Source organism: Nitrospira sp. BLG_2, from assembly GCF_049222245.1.
The window spans coordinates 1-17,015 of the sequence record NZ_JBLYIG010000722.1 but is presented as its reverse complement, the minus strand read 5'-3'; the positions used below and the strand labels follow the sequence as shown (position 1 = coordinate 17,015).

The window sequence follows — 17,015 nt, the reverse complement described above, 5'->3', positions numbered from 1 at the left end:
CAAAGATGAAGACTGCAATCGAGTTCGCCGCCGCGTGCGTCATGGCCCCCGTCGTCTGTCTGCTTCACGTCTTCATGTCGCTGCATTGCACCTGGCAAGTCAAGCGACTCGCTGCCAAGTATCGCCTCAAGTACGCGCAGGAAAATGAACTCTTCTTCTTCCTCATGGGCATGGGAGGCTGCCGCAAAATCATCAAGACGCATCCCCACGTCATCCAAAAGGAGTTCCCCGACGTTTGGGAAGGCTACCAGAAGCGCATGGCCCAGCCCGCCTAAAGCGGGCTGACTGACACTTAACTACAATTGTACCTTAATAGGTAACTAAGAGGTGCATTATGGTAGATGGTGAATCACGCAAACGCCGCTCTAGCACTGAAGCACGCCGCCTATGGTATGCACACTATAGGACATGGCGCATGTCTAAACGATTCGGATATAGTTGATACTAAATTGAAACTCATAACATAAATGAAAATGAAACAATTAGTTTCATTTTCATTTCAAAATAGTAACATCAGGGCTGCGGTATAGGCCGCCATACCAGTGCGTTTATTAAAGTGCCCGTTTCAAAATTCCGCCGCCACCATTTTTTCCACCCGCCTAGTATCTCAAAACTTTACCAAAAAGCGATTTCCAAAAATCGCCGCCGCCCAAAATTTCTCTATACAGAAGAACTCATATAGTGCATGTACTATCAAACCAAAAAATATCCAAATCGACAGTATGGGATTCTCAAATCTGAGAAAATATTTACGCATGTGTTTGGATGACGTTAAGGCTGGCAATATTAGTTCTGACGAATTTATTGACAGCATTGAGTCTTGTTTTTCTCCCAACAGTCCGTTACATTGGGAGGACGCTGTACTCATGAGGGCCGTATGCAAAGAGTAACCTGTCAATTTGGTGAAATTAGTTTCACAACGCAGTCGATTCGTGTGTCTCAATCTCCGACCGAGGAGAACGAACTTTGGGCGATTATCATTGATCCGCCAAATGAGATTAGCGATTACTTTCGATTCAATACTACTTTCCCAAAGGGGCGGGTAAGTATAACGAAGTTAGTACGGACGCCGCCATGTTGTCCGAATTGCGGGTATGAGTTAAGTATGTTGGGTGGCAACCATCAGATTAAGGAGTTGGACACTTTCTTATATGATGGGGTGGTGGTCCAGGTGTTGCCGTCTTATGAAGAACATGTTTTAGAACTCAAACTCAAATATGAAACGGTGCAATATGGAGAGTAATATGGACTGGAAGAATGTAATAATCACTTGTGTAGGGATAATCTGTGCGACGATAGCGTTCGGGTTATTTGTGAGTGGTTGCAATGGTTGTGCGAAGATGGAGCATGATTACAGGATTAAGCGGTTGGAGATACAGGAGAAGAACAGATAGCGTTTCTTATATTTCCAGGTGATTTCCAGGTTGAAACTAGGGTCGGAACTATAGCAGAGTTCACCGAAGTTAACGGAGTGGGGCCAGACGCCCATGAAGTGGTAACTGAATTTGGACTTTGCTCGATTTCCTAGATAGATTTCACCGAGTTGGTGGGTAAGTTTAGCGGCTACGTCTTCGCCTGACACCTGTACCCCAGCATTTGGTACAGCGGTCTTTATCGTTTGGCTTTTCGATGGATTTACATTTGGAGCAGATGTATATTGACATAATGCAGATAAGTTAGTATGGTAGAATTAATAAAAATTGAATTTGCCGTTGGGAATAATAGATAAAGCATGAAATTTGTTGAGTATGTAATGCGGCGTGACGAGGCTAGTTTCAATCCCTACAACTTAAGCAATCCTGCTAAGACGTGGGGTGGTGAAGCGGGTCAAGCGGTGAAGACTATTACTGGATTACCTGTTGGTGCTGGTTCCGCGTTGGTGGGTGCGACGGCTGGTATGGGAGCGGTGGCACCTGAGTATCGCAAGCGTGTAACTGGCAATCCTTTTATTGATCCTGCTGGTGTCAAGACTGAGGCGATGGCCAAGAATGCGTTTCAGAAGACGAGTGATTGGGCATTGGATTTCATTGCTAATCAGCAGATGCCGAAGGTGAAGCAGTTTTACATGGATAATTTGAGGCAGGTTTTGGAGCAGATACTTCGCTACATTCAGACGCATGAGAAGCCAGAGAAGCCTATTGCTGGGGTGACGATGGGTAAGCAGGCGGGTATGGTGAGCAACATATTTGCTTTACCGATGGCATTGGTAGGTGGTTTGAGGCAGGCGATTAAGAATGCGTGGGACAGTTTTAATCCGCAGTATGAGATAGCGCAGGAGTGGCCGATCAATATACAGAAGATGGCATATGCATTAGATGCTATGTATATGATGTTGCCGAATGGTGATGATATAGCTGAGAACTACATACAGGAACTCATTCACAATTTAGGTCAGCCTGCCGCAGTGCGTAGAATTGGCAGACAATAACTAAGTTAATTAATGATTGAACTATACAATGAGGATTGCTTAGCGCATCTTCCGAAGATTAAGGATGCATCTATAGATGCCATTTTTACCGATCCTCCGTATCCTGAAATCAATCGGGAGTATGGCAAGATGGCATCGGACGAGTGGATGATGATGATGCAGACTGCTGTTAAGGAGTTTCGGCGGGTATTAAAGCCAACGGGCAGTGCGGTGATTATTTTGCAGCCGAACAGCATGAAATTAGGGATGATGCGGTCATGGTATTGGGATTTCATGTCTTGGGCGATTAAAGAGTGGAATTTGATACAGGACGTATGGTGGTTTAATCCAGCGGCACAGCCGACGCGACATGCGAATAGAGTTTACGGTTTAATGCGGCCATCGGTGAAGGCATGTATATGGTTAGGGGAGCCTAATTGTTATCGCAATCAGGATGAAGTTCTTTTACCTTTAAAGATTAAGAAGCACAACAAGAGTAATGATTTGGTATATAGGCCATCGGGTCATCATATGCGGGCGGCTCGGTGTTTAAATACAGCGATTGAGAGGGGTGGGGCGACCCCTTTCAATCTGCTGCAAATCCCGAATACATATGACAAGCGATGTGCTGGGTCATTTGGTCATGGGGCGGGAACGCCTTACAGATTGACCGAATGGTGGGTGAAGTACATAACGAAGCCAGGGGAAACGGTACTAGACCCATTTAGCGGGGTTGCCACTACGGGTCTAGTGTGTAGGGATTTAGGGCGAAGCTACATCGGCATTGAGAAGTTCGAGAAGTATCACGAAGTAGCCAAATCCAGATTTTAGTCTTCTTCTGTTTCTGCTCCCGCTTCCGCTTCACCATCGCTGCCGTTGGTGGCATCAATCTTTCGATCAATGACTTCTATCTGTTTCATAGTCAACGGATCGGCGGCGAGTTTGGCTTCGATGACCCGATTAATGGTGAAATTAAGCAGATCATCTTCCCATTCTTCTATTTTCCGTTTGGGTTCTGGCTCAGTTGTTTCGAACACTTGGACGATGGACTTGGCCAGTGCATCCCATGACTGGTAGAGTTCAGTAAGTCGGCGGTGTCGCGGCGAGTTACGGACGAAGCGTGCATCGGCCAGGAAATACTTCTTAACGAAGATATGATCCTGGTTCATCCAGAGTCGTTTTTGTTTATCGTCCCATTCGACCATCATATATTCAGGCATTGGCTTATAGGGCAAGGACGAGGATTCGCCTTTGCGTTGTTGGCCGTTAGTTGCGCGGGTGCCGCCTGTAGCGGGGCTACCGCCGCCGTCTCGTTTGAGTTTAGGGACTTCCTTGACGACGCCGACGTTGATGGTTTCGGGGCCGTGAATGAGTCTGATATTACGGCTGGGCTTGAAATCGGAGTTAAACCGATAGTCTTCGGGAGCGATTTTTTGATCGACTCCACCCACGGTTTGGGTCAGGGGCGAGATAGCGATACCGAACACAGACACAGAATGTTTCTTTTTCTTGGACATGGTTTGGGTTCCTTTTAGCTGGCTTTCACTTGGTTCTTAACAGTCTGCTGGATATGAGCCAGGTTCTTTTCCAGATCGAGCAAGTTCGCTTCGCACTTCTGGTTGATATGGCGAATGGTATCAGTCAGGTCAACGATTTCGACGCCGCGAGTCATAGGATGGATTTGCACATCCTTGGGGTTTAGAGCCTTGCCAGTGGTGCGGTCGATCAGAGCCAGGTGGTAGTTCTGGCCGTGATTAAACTCACCATCGAAGGGCTTGCCATCCACCAGATTGAAGATGACGACGTTTTTCTGGCGTGTGTGATTCTTACGGGTTGTAGTATCTTCCAGGTCAAGCGGAATATAGTCTGTAATGTCGCTCTTATAAAGATCATCACAGAGCTTCTTCAAGTCTTCGGGCACGTTCTCAGCAGCCGCAGCAGCCGCAGCCTTCATAATCTTATTGATTGCGAAGGTAGCTGCGAAGGTGAAGTCCGATTTCCGCTGGAGGATACCGAACAGCAAGTGTGGCGTTAGTTCCATGTTGGGCAGTGGGCCGAAGTCATCCAAAAACACCTGGACTACTAGGAACGGGTGTTTGTAGTCATTATAAGGCAAATTCATTTCGCCAATCAGACGGCCAATTTGCGGGTAGGTGCCGACGCTGTTATCCGCAAACCGACTGTAGTGGATAAAGTCTTTCTCGTTCTTTTTTGCCCATTCATAAATCCACGGGCAGTAAAGGAACGCTTTACGGGTCGGTTTTGTTCCAAACTCGTTCTGTTTACCTTCGGAATAAGGACCATCAAGGGTGCCTGACCGCAGGTTAAGGTGCCAGGAACTACCATCAGTCTTAGCGGGGTAATAGTCCACAACGATACGAGCCTTCTCAACAGGAAGGATAGTATCATTATAAGTTGGGATCAAAACCTTGAATGGCTTACAAGGAATGGTCCACGATTTCTCTAGGAATCGCTCCCTGTAACCCTTGTGGCTAAGAGCGCGACGGTGGACGCTGCCCGTCTGGTTCTTCTTGGTGGCACTATCATAACTGGCGTATTTGTCCTTCTTCTTCATAGTGCCGTCTTTAGTCATTTTCTTATAAGGCCAGCCTAACTCCTGTTCGCAGAAGTGAACCCGAAGGTTAGTAAGACCACCTTCCGTCATATAAGCCACCATGTTCATAATCTGAGGATTGAACATAGTGCGAGCATCTTCATCCCGCGAGCCAAGGGGATGAACGTGCATACGGAATCCGTACACAACGTTATACTCTTTAAGGTGTTCAGGGCCAACGAGTTGCGTCAGATTAGCGGCCCACGGTTGAGTTTCATCACGGACAACCCAGCGATTGGATTGTTGGGTGCCGACGCCGACTTTCCAAGAATTATTGATTTTGGAGCCGACGATGAGATATGGAGAAGTATGGACGGCACATGCAGAAGCGACCAAGCCTGCGCCCTGGAAGGATTTACCTTGTTGTCCAGAGACATTGGGGATGCAGCCGTTGACGAGAATATCGTTTTCGAGGTCAGTGAACGGTTGGCCATTATGGAGGTAGAGCAGGTAGTCGTAGCCATCCTTATAGACCATAAGGATGAGGGCATCGGTGGCCTTGTAGTTTTCGGCATTGGAATGGCATTCACGGATCAGGTGGGCCATTTTTTGTTCTTGGGCTTCTTCACGATACACAAGGTCGGGCGGCAGCATTGTAAAACTAGACATTGTTCAAATCCTTTCGGTTTAATTTCGTCACTTCACTTACTTTACTGCAAATTTACTCATTGTCAAAAGGTATTCAGGATTTCATTTGGGTCAGGATTTGGGTCAATCACTTCACTTACTTTACGACGAAATCGCTCATTGTCAAAAAGGTCTTCAGGAATTTTCTGGAGAACATACATACAGTATGGTTACAACATTCATGGAATGGCTCAAAGTCAAAGAGTCCACAGCGTTCAAGAGGGAAAGACGTGCTGCCGCGTTGGGGCTTGGTCCGTCGATTCCTGATGCCGAAATCAACAGCCACAGCACGGCCAGAGCGTGGGAGAAGGATGCCATTGTAAAGCGCAACAAGAAGAAAAAGAAAAAAGGCAAGGATTCTAAGCTTCCACCGAAGTAATACGTCGTTCCCACTCTTGCAGACGGTGCCCCTTGACTCGCTTGGCACCGTCGCATGTTGTACAGGTGCCGTTGGACGTGAAGCCGCTCAGGTATCCAGTAGGTATTCCGTCCAGGTCGCAGCAATCACGACAGGGGATTCCTTTTTCTTCAATTTCGTTTTTTCTGAGCCAAGATAAAAGGCAGGTGGTGTTGCAGAAGTAATAATGCCATTCTCGGCTGGTATGGTGGTGGCATTTTGCACACAGGTCGCTTTCAAGGATGAAGTCCATCTTGAAATCGAATATTCCTGATTTGTGGCAGTCATCGCAGCGGATCAAGCACATCATGACATTTCTCCCCACCAACCAGGCGGGCAACCCGCCTTGTGGTATTCCTCAAGTAATTCTTTGTCGTGTTGTTCGGAACGAAGTCTTTCTTGTTCTAAATGATCTTCATGAGCAGCCCAGCCGAGCTTTACCCAATGCTTGACCGAATTTCTTTTTGGCCCAGGTATCTTGTGCTTGTAATTGTTCCACCATTCATCAAATCCGTCAAGTGACTTTTTCATGGTTCTTCTTTTTCCATTGGATGCGTGACAGGATAAAACTACAAACCGCTCCCACCAAAAGACTTACGGCGAGAAGCCAACCAGAATAGCGATGTTGAGTTGGTTCATCCATGAATGCTTTGGCGATAAACATGACCAGGATGCCGAAGCCCCACCACATAACGAAGAAGGAGCGAATGGCATCTGCCCGTTCCTGTTTCTTTTTTAGTTTTTGTTCCGCCTCTTCAACGGAGTCTAGTTGTTTAGCCAAACTTCTAACTTCTTCTATAAGGAAGGAAGTTTCTTTTATATGGTGGTCATCTAAAGCCTTATATCTTTCTTCCCAGGCTTTAGATTCGTCCATCGTATAGCGTTTGACTTTAATCCATTTGTAGTCGCTGTAGCGTTCTTGGTTAGTCATTATCGTTCTCGATTAAAGAATTCTTTGCTGCCTTGGTTTTGTAGTTCTTGGCGTTTCAGTTTATATTGATATTCGGCTTGAACGCAACAAACTCCACCGAAGATAAGGGCACAGCCAAGGATGGTGGCACAGATTACGGCTACAGGATTTTCAATTATTCTATTCCATAGGTCATTCATATTTACATTCCGTCATAAGGTTCTAAAAATTCTCCCAAGTATTCTTGCAATAGTCCACGGTGACTAAGGCTTTCGTTGAGAAGGTGCATTCTTTCGCTACTGTATTCATGATTTTCAAGGTAGCTTGGGGCGTAGACAAAGTAATTACTGTCTTGGTTAAATAGTGCTTTTTTGTATAGTTCGTAGAAGAAACCTTTTTTGCCGTTGGGGGATGACACTAGGAACATTTTACCACCAATGCTGGTCATTGGCCAGACTGCTTTGTAGTGGTTCTCGAAATCGTTGTTACGATAGAACGCTGGTTCGTCAAAGATGATAACATCTTGTCGTGTTCCTTTACCGATCAAGTTGCTATGGCTGAGGCAAAGGATTTTGCTATCGTTTTCAAATTCCATCGCATGGTCATTAAGTCTGCGGGTTTCCAGTTTGATTTCTTCTGGCAGATTATCGTAGGCGGTTCTAAGGATACGGGAGATATGGAGGGATTCACGGTCATAGTTGGAGACGATGATTGATTTCCAACCTTGATTAGTCATTGCTTTCCACAGGCACCACAGGGCGCAAAAAGTAGAAAATCCACCTTGGCGGTACTTTTTACAGATAACGCCTTGGTGGTCTTCGAAGATTTGGTTGAGTTCTATATGGTGTTTGATCGCCTGATAGGGTATAAGACCCCAGCGATGGTGGACGATTTTGAAGAACGCATTTGCGAATTGAATAAATGTAGGTTTCATTCAATAAAATAGTGACAGACTCGCGGTTTCACACCCTTGGTGATGCCGCCTGTCAGAACATCCGCGCCCCGCCCGTGGTCTTAGCTGGCCAATCGCTTCGGGCTTCTGGCTTTGGCGAATGGTCGCTGCACTGGCACGTCGAGTTATGGGGACTATTGGTGCTTACAGCTTTACCCCGCCCCTCTCGGATTTAATCACCCTCTAGAAAGGTGAAGCGGGAACCGCGCAACTCACTACCAACTTCGGGTCGTCTACTGAAGATACAAATAGTGATTTCTGCTGACGCTCCTGATATATTCAGGCCAACCGTACAGTTTATTCATCACTTCATTGGATTCGGCTTCGTCAAACTTGACTACACACCGTTCAGGTGCGTGCATTCGATCCAGCGTTACGCCGCAATTATCGAGGACTTCCTTGATTTTGTCAACATCGAATTCTGCACCTTTCACAAACCAGACGATGTATTGTCCTTTTGCGTAAGGTTCTCTTGGTCCTTCATTTGGTTGGAGCATTATTTGCCTTCCAATTGTTTATTTACGTCAAAATATTGTTTGGCAACATCTGGATAGAGATTGTTAATTGCTTTTAGGACTCGGAGTTCGGCGGCGGCGTAGTCTCTACCTTCAGGTCTGCCGTGAATTCCAGCTTCGCCACAATTGACAGAAACTAGGCTTGTCATAGCTTCATGTTCAGCAACCTGAAAAGCGCCTAGAATGACATGTGCCATATCACGGTCAAGATATATTGTGTCCACAGTGCTTCTCCTTAATAACCTTCGAACGCTGGCAACGAGTCATATTCTTCCTGGGTCATTTCTTTCAAAATCACCTTAACTTCTTTGACGCCATCAACTAAGTGCATTCTGACTTCTTCTAAAGCCTCATCAATGTTATCGAAAGAACATGCTGCAAAGTCCTTGGGTTTTACATAAAAAACGTCCATTTCATTCCTTAAACTTATTATATCTAAAGTCATTGCTCCATAGATCGCTCACCATGTAATCTAGTGGGTTTCCTTCAATTATGCCTTCGCCCTGATTTCCAGCAGGGATTCTTGAGGCACCGTTAAAGTCAGCGGTCTGACCCACTATTCCATGCGGGCGAGCGTTACCATTATATATAACTGCGTCGAATCCAAAATAATAAGGTAATACGACACTACAGTTCTTGTTTCTGACGATGTTAAAGTGATATTTTCCAGCGTTAACGAACAGGATGGCATTACGGACGGCTTCAAGCAGCGGTTTTATTTCGACATATGAATGATAAGCCTGATTATCAACAGTGATATAAGAACGATGATAAAGTTCCTCACCATTGATTGTTGCTTTGCCATCTTGAGCCGACCATTTTACTTTTGAGTTCCCGATCTTTATGCCTATATGGTCTATTCTTTTATGCGAGTTGAAGTGTGCGTTTACTTGTATGGAGTCATCTGTTAGAAGATTAAAGCACTTGTTTGGAATTCCATCAAATTGAAATTTCTCACCTTCAAACCCGCTAAAGATAGGCATGTGTACTCCAATGGGCCAAAAGCATATCTAGTACATTTCAGTTTAGAAATCGGGCTTATAATTACCAAGCTGGTCGCTTTGTTCAAGCAGGTCCATCGTGGAAAAGCACCAGTCGTTATCATTGTTGGTATCGTAGCCAGTTTCACTCACGACAGTAATACTACTGAGTGTTGGCACTGGATTATTTTCTAATGTTCTGAAGGCTTCCACAGCAGCGTTCTTGGGGTCGGCTCCATCAATTACTTTACGGAAGTCCCCCGCGTCTACATAGTATTTTGGCATGAAGTTCTCCGATGATTGACAGGCATCCTTATCCTATCACAATTCAATAGATAAGGCAAATTATTCTTCGCCTTCGGCCAAGTGGTGGAAGTGGTCTACCACATCTTCCAAAAGTTCCGCCACCTGTTTCTCGGAGAAAGCATTGGAATAGGTAATATCCCAATTCTGATGGATGACGATTTTCTCTAATTTAGGTTCAACGGTAGAGCGGATAACGATGCCAACAAACGATGTTCGTTTAGTAATTTCATCAATAAGTTCATCAGTCGAGTAGAGTTCTAGGTCCATTTTTATCTCCTATTCAAATTTGTAATCTACAGATACTTTTACATTAAATCTAGGCAAACGAATTTGATTGCACAAATTGTGCTTTTTCGCTTCCTTCGCTGTCATATACCAGTCGGCGTGGCCATGCTCCTCATGAATTAAGTCTAAGAAGTAGTTCTTGGACTGGCCGCAACTCTTATCCAGCAAATCAAAAATATAGGTATTGAGACGGTCAGTTTCATCCACGTCAGCTTTCAGGTCTTCCACTTTCCCAAACTGAAAACTGGAAACTTCATGGAGCATTAACGTAGCATGTGGGGTCATAAACCGCAAGCCATCATTGCCTAGTCCAAAAAGAATTGCGCCTGCGGACATGGCTTTTGATTCAACTATCGTTGCAACAGGCAAAAGACAGTTTTGAATTTCTGAAATCATGCCTAACAGTGAATAAACTTGACCACCGTATGAATCAACTACGATTGGGATGATAGGCTGACCTGTTTCGTGGGCCTTGCTTAGTTCTTCGGAGAACTTATCAGTGCTTTCTTCATTAAATTTCTTGAGTCGTATTACAATGGGCGCTTCAATCAAATCCGCCAGGTTCTTAACCTTAATTCTTGCGTCAACTTCGATTTTCTTGAGCATTGATATCCTTCGCTAACCATATAAGTCTATTTTGGTGGATATAGGTAATACTGCAATTGACCACCAATTTTAATTGTTCTTTTATAAGGTGAGTAAGGCAAAGGATATTTTGGATAAAATCAGTATGCGTGATTAAAATGGATTTGGGTGGAAGCATATCGAGTGTTTCGGTGATTCGCACCAGAAAGTCTTCTTGAGTTTCATAATGAGACTGCTTACACAGGCGTAGATCAGTTTCAAAGGGAATGCGGCAGATTTCCTTTATAATGGCTGATGTTTGCTGGCAGCGAATATAAGGACTGTTTAATCCCTCGTAGCCAGCCAAATGAAGTTCTCGCAGGAATGTTGCGGCACGAAACGCTTGGGCACGGCCATTGGCGGTTATTGGACCGTCTTCTACCCGAAGATCGTTTTGAGCATGTCTCAGTAGGATTATGTCCTTGAGGTAGATCGTTTCATCTTCGGTGACGAATTTATGATGTTCATTATCAAGAAAACCACTCATAAGGTGGTTGTCGTTTTTCTCTTGCTCACTAAGTTTGGAAAAGGCATCCCCGTGATGCAAGCCAGTGACAACTCGATCCTTGATAAAAAGTGCTGGCACCATTTTACTCACTCCCCTGATTTCTATTTATTTGGGCTGAGAAAATTACAATGGTCACAATCGGTAATATTTCATCTTAACTATTCTCGATGAAGTTTTCAAGGAACAATCGGTATACTTTGCTGTATGCCCTACCCCAATTTGGACCGTGAATGTCCGTATCTTTGTCCCAGGCAACCGCATGAGCGACTTCATGTATCAGAACATCAATGGAGTAGTTTTCACTGAGTTTTGGATTGACTTTAATAATAAATCTGTTGTGTTTCTTCTCACATTGCCCGTCGAGTCCTTGCCTTAATTTAACACGTCGAACGCTAATAGGCTCATGCACTAAATTGCTGTTCTTAAAGAAATTGGCGACCTCTCGGAAGTAATCATATGCCATAGTCACCCCGAAAACAAGAGATGTGACTATCTACACTTATAAATTGTAGTTTTTGTTTTGACGTACATCATGAATGATGACTGCTTGTAAATTTGGCCACTTTTCCCTTAAATTTTTACCAAGCTTCACGAATCTAGGTATATGTTCTTCTCGATCATCAAAGATTTCTACCGTTTGCACTTCCTGATTCATTAGTCGATTAAGAATGACGAAGGCTTTATAATCGAACGTATCTCCTTTGTGGGGATAGCCTTGTGTCTTGGTAAGGTCTTTTTGGTCCTTGAAAAAGTATTCATCGGCATGGATGCCGTAGTTATTAAGGATTTCTTTGACTTTGTTTTCAAATTTAGCGATACGGCCTGTCATAACAACCACATAGGTTTGCTGATCTTGTCTAAAGTCATGAAAGGCTTTGACAACGGCTGGGTTTAGTTTTTCGGGTTTTGCGTTGAATACAGGAGGCTCTAAAGTTTTGGGATTGCCCCACCAGCCTTGATGGGGCCACGGTTCCCCTGTTGCTTTTTGATATTTTGGTTTACCTTCTTCGGGCGTAGGCGTGAGAACTAGGGTATCATCAAAATCGAAAATTACAATTCGTTTGATACCAGGAGGTGCTGCTTCCATGAATTTTCTAAATTCTAGCCTCATTTTAGTTTATGCCAAATATAGAAACCGCCTGCTATGGCGAACCATACTAGGTAGTTCATCCACCAATCACTAAAGCCACCGCCCCACCAAAAGACTCTCATGCCCATAGCAATGCTATTGACCAGAGAGAAGGTGAAGGCGAGCCATGCTACGAAGTTAAGTAGTGGATTTTTCTTACAGCAACACATGTATCTCCTTACTGTTCTTCTTTAGCAGCTTCTTCCTTAGTTTGCAATCTCTGGCGGAATTTATCAGTTTCAATCCACTTAATAGCATCGCCAAATTCGGCCCCTTGCGGAGTACGTCCACCGAACATCTTGCTAATAGCAGGATTAACAACCTTCTGCCCTTGTTCATTATCCACATAACCCTTGGTGTCTAGTTCGTGGTTCAAGAAGTGGTGCATAACATCTTCTGGATGTTTGTTCATAGCACCCCACTGTCTTACCAAACTTGGAACCATGCCTGTCTTGTGGAAGTTCTTCTTCATGTCATAGAACTTGTCCAAGAATAGCTTAGGATTCTTGCCATGATCGCTCATCCACTTGGCCAAATTGATTAGCGTGACAATATCACGAATTTCATCGTTAGTCCAAGTGCCCTGGTGCAGCATCTTTTCAACCTTCTCTGGCGGGTTATTTCGTAGCAACCATGCAATCGCCAATCGCTTCTCTTTTTTGTCAGAAAAATCATCAGGAGCATCTAGTTTGAACTGCATATCAGGGAATACAGTCTGGAGTAATCCCATATCCTTATACATCTTGACGTATTGGACAGGATCGGCGTCAGGGTGTTGTAGACCCTTGAGGAACTCATCACGGATTCTTTCACGACTAACGGCTGACAAATCCTTAATATCAGCAATTGCTTGCTTGACATTATCGCCAATCTTGGTGTTTTTGCCGTGGGTGGCAACCTGGCGAATATATCTTAGGGCACGCAACTGATCTTCTTCGAGGCGGTCCTTTGGATTACCTACGAATTCGATCTGTCCTGCTCTTAGGTGATGAGCGCCGCCGTGTGGGTCGATCAACTTAGCATTTGCGCCGTCCGCAGAGGTAAGCGGAATATACATGCTGTTTACGGTGAAATCTCTTCTGGCCGAGTCATCATCTAGGCTACCGAACTCCATTTTATCTGGAGTACGGCCATCACCGCCCTTGGAATCTTTTCTAAAGGTAGCAATTTCGAACTCTTCGCCATTAACGCGAGCGCCAATAACGAATTCTTTACCTCCACGATCCCACCCCTTGGCGTAGAAGATTTTGTTCTTCTGGCCTGCTTCTGGATGTTTTTCATACTTAGGATTCACAGGAGCGTTTTTACCGCCGCCGCCTTGCGGTTTAACCTCTTGGAAGCCAGCATTACGAAGGATAAGACGGATTTCGTCTGGTCCTGCATCGGTAGCTAGGTCATAGTCTTTAGGTGTCTTACCGATAAGGTGGTCACGAACAGCGCCACCGACTAGGTAAAGACCTTTCTTCTTTAGACGCGGCGTGGTTTCGCCTTTGGCTGGGTCAAGCGTGGTTAACTTCTGTGGATAACCGTCTGGACCTGGCAACGAAACTTTATCGCTGTCTAGGAAAGCTTTTACAATGACTCTCAAATTAGGGTGGTTTTCACCGTCAATGACAAACGGCTTATAATCCGTATCATCGGCTAGTTTGACTTCGGAAGAAGCCTTTTTGCCACCCTCAACGTTTTCTCGCAAAGCTAGGAACTCTATAAATTTCTTGCTCATATCCTTTTCACCTATTATTATATTTACGGTTTGATGCCCAATTTCCACAAAATAATAGCGCCAATAACTACTACGCCCACCTTCAAAACGAAATCGACAACGGCTGCCCATTTATTAGTGGCTTGGGTCATATCCTTCTCAACATGAAGTAGTCTTTCGGAAACATCGTCAACTTTATGTTCTAGCTTGCCAAATTGTTCTTTCAACTCATGAGCAACACGGTTGCCGTTACTGTTTTCCAAAATGATAAGTCGGTTGAGAATAGCGATTTGGTTATCACAAAGTTTCTCGATTTTTTCTTTCGATTCATTATGCCCTTCCACCAAAACCTTTATTCGCTCATCAATACGAGACGTAATGGCAAAGACATTTTTAAGGGAATCGTTAACTTCTCTGTAGGAATTTTCTTCCATGTTGCTCCTTAGGGGTATATAGCTTTAATAAGATTGATGTAGGTAAAATAGATACTGCTGCTCTAAATATTTATTATGGAAGAAAACAAAGATTTGGAGCATTTAATACCTCAGATGAACGTTAATGTTCCAACAAACCAACCGCCGCAAGAAGAACAAGCACTTATCCCCGACGATGTTTGGATGGGTTGGTGCCAGGAGATATTGAATAACCTTCGTCAAGAACGGCAAGAAGTAGATGACGTTAAGAACAGTCTTGTCGAAATGGTTATTAACGACGGCGATTCAACCAGTGCCAGCAAGGAAGCGATGACTAAAATGTTCGAAATCAAAGCCTCCATCTCTGAGAAAATGACCAAAGTTTTAGATTTAGCGACTAGGGTTAAGTTGAAAGAACGCGACACCTTCCCTAGATATCTTGCGGCTCACCAAAACAACACTATAACAATTGGCGACGGTGCTGCCAAGAGAGAATTAATCAAGCAGATTCAGAAGATGCAGAAGCAAAAGGAAACAAATGAGTAGAATAAATCTTGAGGATTTCCTAGACCAATACAAGCCGAAGAAGAAGCTAGCGGAGCAAGGTTATGGCACGGGGACAGGCCCAGGCGATCCTGCTATGGGTTCATCTATGGCTCCTGATGCTATGAGTCCAATGGGCGTAGCCCAACCACAAGGCGGCGACCCAAATATAGCAAACATGCCACCCGATCAAATGGGTGGACCTCCAGGCGAAGAAGACTTTTCTTCCGATCCACAATATCCAGACATGCCCGAAGAGAAAAAGCACCTGGACTTTGAAATGTGGAAGAAGCAGTTTATGGAAGCATCCATCAAGGGCGACGTTCAGGAAATGAAAAGCATGATCTTGGACGTTCGTGACCGCAACCTGGACGACTATCAGCGAAAGTTCGTAGAAGACAATTTAAACATTATCTTCTTGCGTGAACAGTCCAACATCGAGAAAACTTCCAAAGAAATCAAGAAATTGATTAAAGACGATTTGGACCACAATAATCCTGGCACGTCTGTTGCCAACCACATTGTTGAAGCTCTCCAGACGCAGCCGCTATTGAACAATGTCTTCATCAAGTTAACAGGTTTGTATAGTATGAAGGCAGACCAGCATCGCAAGTTTATTGCGGCTTTGACAGGCTCGGTTCAGGTCGGTGGTGGTGCTTCGACAGAAGACTTGATTTACAACGAAAAGGACTTCTCCATTCGTATGTCCACTCGTTTTAATTCTCGATTTGGTGATCTTTACATTGGCAACTGGAACTTGCGCACTGATGATCCACAGCGTTATCTCAAGGCACCAGAGTTACAGCGTTTGGAAGAAGGCGCTCCTGAAGAGAAAGATGCTCTCCGTAAGCGTATCATCGTGGAGTCGATTTGTGAAGCATTTAAGACCAGGGCTTTCGTCATCAATGTAACTGGACATGACGGCACAGTTTATACAGTTGGTTGGGACATTGCTACGGCATTAAAAGCTGCTTACACAGACGGAAAGTTAGTTGTTCGTATGAAGCAGGATGAAGGTTCGGAAGCGATGATTGACCAGGATGGCGACATTATCAGTCTGGCGGATATCAAGATTATGTATATGAAGGACAGTGGTGAACTGGACGAAGACGGCAAGCCTTATCGCAAAGAGCATGAGTTCTTGGTAAATCGTCACGGTCAGTTGTTCTTGACGGCGACAATGCAAATTATCAAGGAAGCTTCTTCGAGTTTTCCTGGCTTGATTATTCGAGAGACACCTTACACGGGTAATCCGAGTGACTTGAGGGTATTGCAGCGCTGCGTGCCTAATTCGCCAGAGATTCTAATGAGACAATGTGGGTAAAAAGAAAAGGCCACTCTTTTGAGTGGCCTTTTTGTTTAATCAAGGATTTGATAAGTCACGTTTGCCGTCAGATGTTCCAGTGGAACATACATGAATTTCTCCCGTTTCTTATCGGGGGTTGGTCGGCGGAAGACTCCGAAATCTTCATACTCACTGTAATCACCTTTTTCTTTCACCTTAGCCTCAGCATTAAGATCAATGATGCCTTGGTCGTGCAGCATGACGCAGTAGCTTTTCAGTTCGTTGACTTGGACATGATAGAACAAGTCGCCATGTTGGAACGCAATGAAGTTTTTGTCTTCGTTGCCAAAAATCCAACCACCACCCTTAGTGCCACGCAGTTCCAGGCACACTTGGGTTAAACTTGCCTTACCGCCCCTGCGGTTGCTTTTGGCGGATTTAATGTCTACTTTGCGGGTGCCGAGCGGCCAGTTTTTACCTGCTACTGGCTCCTCAGGAAAATGAACTATGCGGTCTTTGTGGTGCCAATCGTCGTATTGGCTGCACTTTTCGTAGATCAAACTGTTCTTATCACAAAGGGCTTCAAAGTCGGTAACGGCATTAGCGCCTTTTTTCGCACTTGCGCCGCTTGGATCATTCGGGTGGATGAATAGTTCTGTCATTGTTAGCTCCTAAATTGTTAAAAGTAATTTCACAGTAGTCAACATCGAGATCAATGCCAATCCCGCTGACATTAAGTTCCTGGCACGCCATCAAGGTTGTGCCAGCACCGACAAAAGGATCAAGCACCAACATATTATCACAAACACCATGTAATT

The 17,015-nt window shown here is 44.7% G+C and carries 26 protein-coding genes; 6 read left to right on the top strand and 20 right to left on the bottom strand.

Features of this window, described 5'->3' with window-relative positions:
• The first annotated feature begins 5 nt into the window (after window positions 1-5).
• From ACOSYY_RS19025 to ACOSYY_RS19015, 3 genes are all read left to right on the top strand, one after another.
• Complete coding sequence (locus ACOSYY_RS19025; RefSeq protein ID WP_421664473.1) at window positions 6-275, top strand: hypothetical protein; 270 nt, start codon at window positions 6-8, stop codon at window positions 273-275.
• Window positions 276-1,732: 1,457 nt separating this feature from the next.
• Window positions 1,733-2,428 carry a hypothetical protein gene (locus ACOSYY_RS19020; RefSeq protein ID WP_421664472.1) on the top strand — a complete coding sequence of 232 codons (696 nt, stop codon included), beginning with the start codon at window positions 1,733-1,735 and terminating at the stop codon, window positions 2,426-2,428.
• Window positions 2,429-2,440: 12 nt separating this feature from the next.
• The gene (locus ACOSYY_RS19015; protein ID WP_421664471.1) at window positions 2,441-3,238 is read left to right on the top strand and encodes a DNA-methyltransferase; all 798 of its coding nucleotides are present in this window, start codon (window positions 2,441-2,443) and stop codon (window positions 3,236-3,238) included.
• On the opposite strand, the gene ACOSYY_RS19010 is transcribed toward ACOSYY_RS19015, so the two are convergent.
• A complete protein-coding gene (locus tag ACOSYY_RS19010) occupies window positions 3,235-3,924 on the bottom strand; it encodes a hypothetical protein (RefSeq protein ID WP_421664469.1) in 690 nt (229 codons plus the stop codon). The two genes, ACOSYY_RS19015 and ACOSYY_RS19010, sit on opposite strands and share 4 nt — an antisense overlap.
• Before the next feature lie 14 nt (window positions 3,925-3,938).
• Complete coding sequence (locus ACOSYY_RS19005; RefSeq protein WP_421664467.1) at window positions 3,939-5,630, bottom strand: hypothetical protein; 1,692 nt, start codon at window positions 5,628-5,630, stop codon at window positions 3,939-3,941.
• A gap of 85 nt (window positions 5,631-5,715) precedes the next feature.
• Between ACOSYY_RS19005 and ACOSYY_RS19000 the strand changes: the two genes are divergently transcribed.
• On the top strand, window positions 5,716-6,027 hold the full coding sequence (locus tag ACOSYY_RS19000) for a hypothetical protein (protein WP_421664465.1): 312 nt from the start codon (window positions 5,716-5,718) through the stop codon (window positions 6,025-6,027).
• A gap of 87 nt (window positions 6,028-6,114) precedes the next feature.
• On the opposite strand, the gene ACOSYY_RS18995 is transcribed toward ACOSYY_RS19000, so the two are convergent.
• The 16 genes from ACOSYY_RS18995 to ACOSYY_RS18920 all read right to left on the bottom strand — a co-directional run bounded on the left by ACOSYY_RS18995 (window position 6,115) and on the right by ACOSYY_RS18920 (window position 14,390).
• Window positions 6,115-6,333, bottom strand: coding sequence for a hypothetical protein (locus ACOSYY_RS18995; RefSeq protein WP_421664464.1), 219 nt, complete (start codon window positions 6,331-6,333; stop codon window positions 6,115-6,117).
• An 18-nt stretch (window positions 6,334-6,351) separates the two neighbouring features.
• Window positions 6,352-6,576 (bottom strand): hypothetical protein, encoded by a 225-nt coding sequence (locus ACOSYY_RS18990; RefSeq protein ID WP_421664462.1) that lies wholly within the window; start codon window positions 6,574-6,576, stop codon window positions 6,352-6,354.
• Window positions 6,560-6,976, bottom strand: coding sequence for a hypothetical protein (locus ACOSYY_RS18985; protein WP_421664461.1), 417 nt, complete (start codon window positions 6,974-6,976; stop codon window positions 6,560-6,562). The genes ACOSYY_RS18990 and ACOSYY_RS18985 overlap by 17 nt, the downstream gene beginning before the upstream one ends.
• A 181-nt stretch (window positions 6,977-7,157) precedes the next feature.
• Entirely contained in the window at window positions 7,158-7,889 is a 732-nt protein-coding gene (locus ACOSYY_RS18980) for a terminase large subunit (protein ID WP_421664460.1), read from the bottom strand.
• A 251-nt stretch (window positions 7,890-8,140) separates the two neighbouring features.
• On the bottom strand, window positions 8,141-8,404 hold the full coding sequence (locus ACOSYY_RS18975; RefSeq protein WP_421664458.1) for a hypothetical protein: 264 nt from the start codon (window positions 8,402-8,404) through the stop codon (window positions 8,141-8,143).
• Window positions 8,404-8,646: a hypothetical protein gene (locus ACOSYY_RS18970; protein WP_421664456.1), complete on the bottom strand. Its 243-nt coding sequence runs from the start codon at window positions 8,644-8,646 to the stop codon at window positions 8,404-8,406. Before ACOSYY_RS18970 ends, ACOSYY_RS18975 begins: the two co-directional genes overlap by 1 nt.
• Before the next feature lie 11 nt (window positions 8,647-8,657).
• Window positions 8,658-8,834: a hypothetical protein gene (locus ACOSYY_RS18965; RefSeq protein WP_421664454.1), complete on the bottom strand. Its 177-nt coding sequence runs from the start codon at window positions 8,832-8,834 to the stop codon at window positions 8,658-8,660.
• A 1-nt stretch (window position 8,835) separates the two neighbouring features.
• Window positions 8,836-9,405, bottom strand: coding sequence for a hypothetical protein (locus ACOSYY_RS18960; protein ID WP_421664453.1), 570 nt, complete (start codon window positions 9,403-9,405; stop codon window positions 8,836-8,838).
• A gap of 42 nt (window positions 9,406-9,447) precedes the next feature.
• On the bottom strand, window positions 9,448-9,687 hold the full coding sequence (locus ACOSYY_RS18955) for a hypothetical protein (protein WP_421664451.1): 240 nt from the start codon (window positions 9,685-9,687) through the stop codon (window positions 9,448-9,450).
• 60 nt (window positions 9,688-9,747) lie between these two features.
• Window positions 9,748-9,975, bottom strand: coding sequence for a hypothetical protein (locus ACOSYY_RS18950; RefSeq protein ID WP_421664450.1), 228 nt, complete (start codon window positions 9,973-9,975; stop codon window positions 9,748-9,750).
• A 9-nt stretch (window positions 9,976-9,984) separates the two neighbouring features.
• Entirely contained in the window at window positions 9,985-10,599 is a 615-nt protein-coding gene (locus ACOSYY_RS18945) for an ATP-dependent Clp protease proteolytic subunit (protein WP_421664449.1), read from the bottom strand.
• Window positions 10,577-11,206, bottom strand: a complete 630-nt coding sequence (locus tag ACOSYY_RS18940; RefSeq protein ID WP_421664448.1) for a phosphoglycerate mutase family protein — start codon at window positions 11,204-11,206, stop codon at window positions 10,577-10,579. Before ACOSYY_RS18940 ends, ACOSYY_RS18945 begins: the two co-directional genes overlap by 23 nt.
• 73 nt (window positions 11,207-11,279) lie before the next feature.
• Window positions 11,280-11,588 carry a SprT-like domain-containing protein gene (locus tag ACOSYY_RS18935; RefSeq protein WP_421664447.1) on the bottom strand — a complete coding sequence of 103 codons (309 nt, stop codon included), beginning with the start codon at window positions 11,586-11,588 and terminating at the stop codon, window positions 11,280-11,282.
• A 36-nt stretch (window positions 11,589-11,624) separates the two neighbouring features.
• Window positions 11,625-12,212: an HAD domain-containing protein gene (locus ACOSYY_RS18930; protein ID WP_421664446.1), complete on the bottom strand. Its 588-nt coding sequence runs from the start codon at window positions 12,210-12,212 to the stop codon at window positions 11,625-11,627.
• A 220-nt stretch (window positions 12,213-12,432) separates the two neighbouring features.
• Window positions 12,433-13,977, bottom strand: coding sequence for a tRNA nucleotidyltransferase/poly(A) polymerase-related protein (locus tag ACOSYY_RS18925; RefSeq protein WP_421664445.1), 1,545 nt, complete (start codon window positions 13,975-13,977; stop codon window positions 12,433-12,435).
• 23 nt (window positions 13,978-14,000) lie between these two features.
• Window positions 14,001-14,390, bottom strand: coding sequence for a hypothetical protein (locus ACOSYY_RS18920; protein ID WP_421664444.1), 390 nt, complete (start codon window positions 14,388-14,390; stop codon window positions 14,001-14,003).
• Between the two features lie 75 nt (window positions 14,391-14,465).
• On the opposite strand from ACOSYY_RS18920, the gene ACOSYY_RS18915 reads away from it, so the two are divergent.
• Together ACOSYY_RS18915 and ACOSYY_RS18910 are read left to right on the top strand one after the other, a co-directional pair.
• The gene (locus ACOSYY_RS18915; RefSeq protein WP_421664443.1) at window positions 14,466-14,915 is read left to right on the top strand and encodes a hypothetical protein; all 450 of its coding nucleotides are present in this window, start codon (window positions 14,466-14,468) and stop codon (window positions 14,913-14,915) included.
• Window positions 14,908-16,236 (top strand): hypothetical protein, encoded by a 1,329-nt coding sequence (locus ACOSYY_RS18910; protein WP_421664442.1) that lies wholly within the window; start codon window positions 14,908-14,910, stop codon window positions 16,234-16,236. The genes ACOSYY_RS18915 and ACOSYY_RS18910 overlap by 8 nt, the downstream gene beginning before the upstream one ends.
• Before the next feature lie 35 nt (window positions 16,237-16,271).
• On the opposite strand, the gene ACOSYY_RS18905 is transcribed toward ACOSYY_RS18910, so the two are convergent.
• Together ACOSYY_RS18905 and ACOSYY_RS18900 are read right to left on the bottom strand one after the other, a co-directional pair.
• Window positions 16,272-16,859 carry a hypothetical protein gene (locus tag ACOSYY_RS18905; RefSeq protein WP_421664441.1) on the bottom strand — a complete coding sequence of 196 codons (588 nt, stop codon included), beginning with the start codon at window positions 16,857-16,859 and terminating at the stop codon, window positions 16,272-16,274.
• Window positions 16,831-17,015: DNA methyltransferase (locus ACOSYY_RS18900; RefSeq protein ID WP_421664439.1), on the bottom strand; the 185-nt coding region annotated here is incomplete at its 5' end. The genes ACOSYY_RS18905 and ACOSYY_RS18900, both read right to left, overlap by 29 nt.

Bases quoted from the DNA above. Each gene is read 5' to 3' on its own strand.
- ACOSYY_RS18965 (WP_421664454.1), bottom strand. From the start codon at position 8,834: ATGGACGTTTTTTATGTAAAACCCAAGGACTTTGCAGCATGTTCTTTC.
- ACOSYY_RS18975 (WP_421664458.1), bottom strand. From the start codon at position 8,404: ATGCTCCAACCAAATGAAGGACCAAGAGAACCTTACGCAAAAGGACAA.
- ACOSYY_RS18920 (WP_421664444.1), bottom strand. From the start codon at position 14,390: ATGGAAGAAAATTCCTACAGAGAAGTTAACGATTCCCTTAAAAATGTC.
- ACOSYY_RS19005 (WP_421664467.1), bottom strand. From the start codon at position 5,630: ATGTCTAGTTTTACAATGCTGCCGCCCGACCTTGTGTATCGTGAAGAA.
- ACOSYY_RS18990 (WP_421664462.1), bottom strand. From the start codon at position 6,576: ATGAAAAAGTCACTTGACGGATTTGATGAATGGTGGAACAATTACAAG.
- ACOSYY_RS18935 (WP_421664447.1), bottom strand. From the start codon at position 11,588: ATGGCATATGATTACTTCCGAGAGGTCGCCAATTTCTTTAAGAACAGC.
- ACOSYY_RS18995 (WP_421664464.1), bottom strand. From the start codon at position 6,333: ATGACTGCCACAAATCAGGAATATTCGATTTCAAGATGGACTTCATCC.
- ACOSYY_RS18980 (WP_421664460.1), bottom strand. From the start codon at position 7,889: ATGAAACCTACATTTATTCAATTCGCAAATGCGTTCTTCAAAATCGTC.
- ACOSYY_RS18950 (WP_421664450.1), bottom strand. From the start codon at position 9,975: ATGGACCTAGAACTCTACTCGACTGATGAACTTATTGATGAAATTACT.
- ACOSYY_RS18915 (WP_421664443.1), top strand. From the start codon at position 14,466: ATGGAAGAAAACAAAGATTTGGAGCATTTAATACCTCAGATGAACGTT.
- ACOSYY_RS18985 (WP_421664461.1), bottom strand. From the start codon at position 6,976: ATGACTAACCAAGAACGCTACAGCGACTACAAATGGATTAAAGTCAAA.
- ACOSYY_RS18905 (WP_421664441.1), bottom strand. From the start codon at position 16,859: ATGACAGAACTATTCATCCACCCGAATGATCCAAGCGGCGCAAGTGCG.
- ACOSYY_RS19025 (WP_421664473.1), top strand. From the start codon at position 6: ATGAAGACTGCAATCGAGTTCGCCGCCGCGTGCGTCATGGCCCCCGTC.
- ACOSYY_RS19020 (WP_421664472.1), top strand. From the start codon at position 1,733: ATGAAATTTGTTGAGTATGTAATGCGGCGTGACGAGGCTAGTTTCAAT.
- ACOSYY_RS18930 (WP_421664446.1), bottom strand. From the start codon at position 12,212: ATGGAAGCAGCACCTCCTGGTATCAAACGAATTGTAATTTTCGATTTT.
- ACOSYY_RS18940 (WP_421664448.1), bottom strand. From the start codon at position 11,206: ATGGTGCCAGCACTTTTTATCAAGGATCGAGTTGTCACTGGCTTGCAT.
- ACOSYY_RS18910 (WP_421664442.1), top strand. From the start codon at position 14,908: ATGAGTAGAATAAATCTTGAGGATTTCCTAGACCAATACAAGCCGAAG.
- ACOSYY_RS18925 (WP_421664445.1), bottom strand. From the start codon at position 13,977: ATGAGCAAGAAATTTATAGAGTTCCTAGCTTTGCGAGAAAACGTTGAG.
- ACOSYY_RS18945 (WP_421664449.1), bottom strand. From the start codon at position 10,599: ATGCTCAAGAAAATCGAAGTTGACGCAAGAATTAAGGTTAAGAACCTG.
- ACOSYY_RS19015 (WP_421664471.1), top strand. From the start codon at position 2,441: ATGATTGAACTATACAATGAGGATTGCTTAGCGCATCTTCCGAAGATT.
- ACOSYY_RS18960 (WP_421664453.1), bottom strand. From the start codon at position 9,405: ATGCCTATCTTTAGCGGGTTTGAAGGTGAGAAATTTCAATTTGATGGA.
- ACOSYY_RS18955 (WP_421664451.1), bottom strand. From the start codon at position 9,687: ATGCCAAAATACTATGTAGACGCGGGGGACTTCCGTAAAGTAATTGAT.
- ACOSYY_RS19010 (WP_421664469.1), bottom strand. From the start codon at position 3,924: ATGTCCAAGAAAAAGAAACATTCTGTGTCTGTGTTCGGTATCGCTATC.